This is a genomic window from Flavobacterium sp. (assembly GCF_049318185.1).
Taxonomy (GTDB): Bacteria; Bacteroidota; Bacteroidia; order Flavobacteriales; family Flavobacteriaceae; genus Flavobacterium.
The window spans coordinates 1-4,761 of record NZ_JBMOGV010000132.1 but is presented as its reverse complement, the minus strand read 5'-3'; the positions used below and the strand labels follow the sequence as shown (position 1 = coordinate 4,761).

6 protein-coding genes and 1 pseudogene are annotated in these 4,761 nt (G+C 33.0%); 3 read left to right on the top strand and 4 right to left on the bottom strand.

Annotated features, from left to right (window positions below; genetic code table 11):
• Positions 1-185: pseudogene (locus ACOYLT_RS10100) on the bottom strand (hypothetical protein); the annotation flags it as partial.
• A 108-nt stretch (positions 186-293) separates the two neighbouring features.
• Positions 294-704, bottom strand: coding sequence for a BrxA/BrxB family bacilliredoxin (locus ACOYLT_RS10095; RefSeq protein WP_422853729.1), 411 nt, complete (start codon positions 702-704; stop codon positions 294-296).
• A 165-nt stretch (positions 705-869) separates the two neighbouring features.
• Here ACOYLT_RS10095 and ACOYLT_RS10090 point away from each other — a divergent pair, with 165 nt between their 5' ends.
• A complete protein-coding gene (locus tag ACOYLT_RS10090; protein ID WP_422853728.1) occupies positions 870-1,238 on the top strand; it encodes a hypothetical protein in 369 nt (122 codons plus the stop codon).
• On the opposite strand, the gene ACOYLT_RS10085 is transcribed toward ACOYLT_RS10090, so the two are convergent.
• Complete coding sequence (locus ACOYLT_RS10085) at positions 1,179-2,390, bottom strand: lycopene cyclase family protein (protein WP_422853727.1); 1,212 nt, start codon at positions 2,388-2,390, stop codon at positions 1,179-1,181. The genes ACOYLT_RS10090 and ACOYLT_RS10085 overlap by 60 nt on opposite strands.
• Positions 2,391-3,134 (bottom strand): transporter, encoded by a 744-nt coding sequence (locus ACOYLT_RS10080; RefSeq protein ID WP_422853726.1) that lies wholly within the window; start codon positions 3,132-3,134, stop codon positions 2,391-2,393. It lies immediately after the preceding gene.
• Positions 3,135-3,219: 85 nt separating this feature from the next.
• On the opposite strand from ACOYLT_RS10080, the gene ACOYLT_RS10075 reads away from it, so the two are divergent.
• Positions 3,220-3,879, top strand: coding sequence for a metal-dependent transcriptional regulator (locus ACOYLT_RS10075; RefSeq protein ID WP_396176185.1), 660 nt, complete (start codon positions 3,220-3,222; stop codon positions 3,877-3,879).
• 26 nt (positions 3,880-3,905) lie between these two features.
• Positions 3,906-4,724: a ZIP family metal transporter gene (locus tag ACOYLT_RS10070; RefSeq protein WP_422853725.1), complete on the top strand. Its 819-nt coding sequence runs from the start codon at positions 3,906-3,908 to the stop codon at positions 4,722-4,724.
• Positions 4,725-4,761 lie beyond the last annotated feature (37 nt).

Genomic DNA, 4,761 nt, shown 5'->3' with positions numbered 1-4,761 from the left:
AGAGCATCAAGTTTGTTCCATTGGATAAATAAATCGTCGCGAAATTGTTTTGGATTTTCAATTTTGGCATACGCATAGAAAGACAAAGTAAGTCGTTGTTTGCCGGCTTGGTCAATAAGTTCGGCTCTTTCTTCTGCGCTTAAGGTGTTATACAGTTGCATGCTATAAACGTTTAAGTGAGAAATTATTGTGAACTCTAAATGGAAGAATTCGAAGCAAAGATAATTTGAAAATTTGAAAATGAAAAAGCCTTCCGAAAATTTCAAAAGGCTTTTGTAAAATCTTTTTTCTGATTAACAGAACTCTGCGTAAGCGTCTTTGAGGTTTTCAGCTATCATTTCGGCTGGTCTTCCTTCAATGTGGTGACGCTCTAACATGTGAACCAATTCGCCGTTTTTGAACAAAGCCATGCTTGGTGAAGAGGGAGGAAAAGGGAACATGTGTTGACGCGCTGCATCTACTGCTTCTTTGTCAACTCCTGCAAAAACTGTTACTAAATGATCAGGCTTTTTTGCGCCATCTAAACTCATTTTTGCTCCTGGACGTGCGTTTCTTGCTGCACAACCACAAACAGAATTTACCACAACTAAAGTTGTTCCGTCTGCTTTGATTGCGTTTTCTACATCGGCTGCGGTATATAATTCTTGAAAACCAACTTGTGAAAGCTCTGCACGCATTGGCAATACCATTTCTTCTGGGTACATATTTTTAAATTTTAGATTAGAAATTTTAGATTTTATTTCGATACGCTCCATACAATTTGGCTGTGCCTCGGGTTAAAATCAGCTACAAAGATAAAGAGAATTCTAATGGTAAGTTTTAAAGAAATCATAAAGATTTATTATGTTTACATTTCAAAAATAAATTTTATGGAATTTTTTGAACAACTAGATAGGTTTTACATTCAGTTTGGATTGTTACTTGTATTTGCAATTGGCTATTTCTTTGTGCAAAGAAAAAACAATTTCAAGTTAATGTTGCATTACCTTTTATTTGTTTATGGCATAGCTATTATGTTATTGTCGCTTACAATTCCACATGTTTTTTCAGGATTTCCATATGATGTTTCTGATTTAGAAAATAAAAAAAGATTGTTATATCATTTACAAAGAAATAATGAAGCACTTGTTCAAACCACAGAAGCTTTTCGTGAATTAGTTTTTATAACATTTATGATTTTAGTTACGGTTATTGCTAAAATTATCAAACATTTTAAAATTGATAATTCGGTGGAATAATGCTTTTAAAAATGGCAAAGATGGACATTTTGACATTATAACAACATCTTCCCACAACGTTGTTTCTTCATCTAAAAATTTAAAGATCATGGTGGGATTTCCTTTTTTGAAGAGCGAAGAAAATATCTTTGACCCTAATTCATTATTTTTATGTAAAACGTCGATAAAGAGTAAATCATAAAGCCAAAATTTATCCATTTTATGGAATTTTGTGAAACTTCTATTGACCGAAGTCGAAGTAGTATTATCGTCTTGAAGAAAGTTGACTAACGCTTTCGATTTTTTGATGACATTTTTAAATGTAAAACCAGTGCTCGCTTTTGTCCAACCACCAGCAGAACCGATATTAATGATGTTTTTGGTGTTATGTTTCCAAAATTTATAACAAGTCATAGGGATATTTCCCTTTTCTTTTTCGACGATTTCGTAATCAGTAATTCCTAATTTTTGAATGTATTTTTGAATTTCTGTTTCATATTCTTCGGTTGCAAGCAAGTCAGCTGAAAAAAGTGTATATTCCAATAATGCTTCGGTTGAAGAAGTAGGCAAAATATACATAAAACGGGTGTTTCCTCTTTGTTCTACAGAAAAATCCATAAAAGTTGCTGCATTTGGATTAAAAACAGCTTCTTTACTTTTAATGAACCAGCCAATAAAATGTTGTTGTAGCAATGGATATTCCGACTGTTTTTTTACTAGTTCTGGGTTGAAAATTGAATTAAAAATTCTATCACAAGTGTAGCTTTCTTCCAAAACGTTTGAGCTTGTTTTTACTTCGCAATAGTCTTCAAATTCTTGAAAATGAATTACTTTTTTGTGGGCAAAATGGATATTTTTATTTTTAGATAGTAAATCAAAAATCATGTTGTAGAAATCCAAGCCACGCAACATTTTATATTGATAATGTTTCAGGTCAAGATTTCGTTGAAAATTTTCATTGGCAAAAAGGGCGTAATCCCATTTTTTTGATAAAATAGAATCAAACATAGAGGTATCGTCCCAAAAACACCACGTTCTGTCATTGCTCTTTTTTGGGTCTTGATCAATCAATAAAATCGATTTATCCTGAAATTTATCAGATACTATCATTTCATATACAGTCATTAGTGCTGATAAACCCGAACCGGTAAAAATGTAATGGTAGTGTTTCATTTAAATTCGGAACGAAAAACCGAGCGCCACATAATGGTCTGGTGCATTATCGGTAATGCCTATTCCTGAGGACAAATCTAACATAAAATTATTGTTTATCAAATAGGTAATACCGCCATCAAAACTGTGATTGGCTTTGTTATTTTGAGGAGCAAAACCAAACAATTCAATATAAGAACCTAATTTTTCTGAAATAGAATATCCAGTTGTTAAAGTATATAAAAAGGTAGGTTCTGCCGAAAATCCATCCCATTCTGCACCCAAATTATAACTTAAACTCATTTTTTCCGACAAGGTATGTTGCATTACAAAGCGAAATTCAGGGGCATAAAATTCATTTTTATATTTCGCAGAAGCTGCACTTGGCAAACCAATATGCGCAATTATAGAAGTTTTTGGAACAATACCTTTTTCTTCGGCAAGTTTTGCTTTAAAACCGACATAAACTGGAAGCAATCCATCTTGTTTTTCATCGAGTACTTTTTCATAAACATACTCGGTGATCAATCGCAATTCAAAGTTATCATTTACGCCATATTTCCATAAAACGGTTGGTAAAGTATTGGTATTACTTAATTCATCATTTTTCTGAAAAGTAAAACCTGCTTCTACTTGGAACATTCCTTTTGGTACCAATGCTGGTGTTTCAGTTTGATCCGGTCTATCGGCTTGAATGGGTTCGGTATTTTGAGCTGTTATTAATTGGACAATCAATAAGGCAAGTATTGTAAAATATATTTTCATTGAAATTAATTTTTTAGACAAAACTAAAAATATTTTTATAAATAATTAAATATTTAATTAAATTTGTCAATATGAATTTCATTTTATGACTACATCTGAGGAAAATTATATAAAAGTTATTTATCATTTGTCATTGGTTTCACCAAAAGGAGTGAATACTAATGCTATTGCTGGAATGTTAGTAACCAAAGCGTCATCAGTAACGGATATGCTAAAAAAATTGGCTGATAAAGATTTGGTTTCCTATCAAAAATACCAAGGGGTAACATTGACAGAAAGTGGTTTGCTTTCTGCCAAAATGATTGTGAGAAAGCACCGCTTGTGGGAAGTTTTTTTAGTTGAAAAACTAAATTTTTCATGGGATGAAGTACACGAAATAGCTGAAGAATTAGAGCATATACAATCGGAAAAACTCATTAATAAATTGGATGAATTTTTAGATTTTCCAACTTTTGATCCGCATGGTGACCCAATTCCTGATAAAAACGGAAGTGTCAAAAAAGTGGATAAATTATTGTTGTCTGAAGCAAAAATTGGGCAAGATTATCAATGTGTTGGTGTAAAAGATACTTCGGTTTCTTTTTTGCAATTCCTTGACAAACAAAAAATTTCGTTAGGCTCCAAAATAAAAATTATTTCTAAAGAAGATTTTGATGCTTCACAAACCATTCAACTAAATACAAGAACTTTAGTTATTTCTAACAAAATTGCTGAAAATATATTTATAAAAATTCAAGTTAAATAGCAACAAAAGTTTAAATCCAACTATATATGTATCAATCTATTATCGATTATTTTACGAGTATCAATCCAATACTAGCAGCATTTTATGCTACCATGTTTACTTGGTTTTTAACAGCATTTGGCGCATCGTTTGTTTTCTTTTTTAAGAATATGAATCGAGTTGTTCTTGATGGAATGTTAGGTTTTACAGGTGGCGTAATGATTGCGGCTAGTTTTTGGAGTTTATTATCGCCAGCTATTGAAATGAGTGAAGGCGAAGGTTTTGTAAAAGTAATTCCAGCCGCAGTTGGATTTGCTTTGGGCGCTTTATTTATTTTTGGATTGGATAAATTGCTTCCTCATTTACACATTAATTTTAAAGAAACGGAAGGTGTCAAATCACCTTGGCAACGCACTACGCTTTTAGTTTTAGCCATTACATTGCATAATATTCCAGAAGGTTTAGCGGTTGGAGTGCTTTTTGGCGGAGTTGCCGCAGGCATTCCCGAAGCATCAATTGCAGGTGCAGTAACCTTGGCTATTGGAATTGGAATTCAAAATTTTCCCGAAGGAATTGCCGTTTCTATGCCATTGCGCAGAATGGGAATGAGTCGTTGGAAAAGTTTTATGTATGGTCAGTCTTCGGCCTTAGTTGAACCTATTGCGGGTGTTTTGGGTGCTGTTGCCGTTATATTTTTTATCCCTATTTTGCCTTATGCTTTAGCATTTGCTGCTGGTGCGATGATATTTGTAGTAGTAGAAGAAGTAATTCCCGAAACCCAACAAGATAAAAATACCGATATTGCTACTTTAGGTTTAATCGGTGGTTTTATTGTGATGATGACTTTGGATGTAGCTCTGGGTTAGTGACAGCCACAATCATTGTCGCCACAATTCTTTTTTG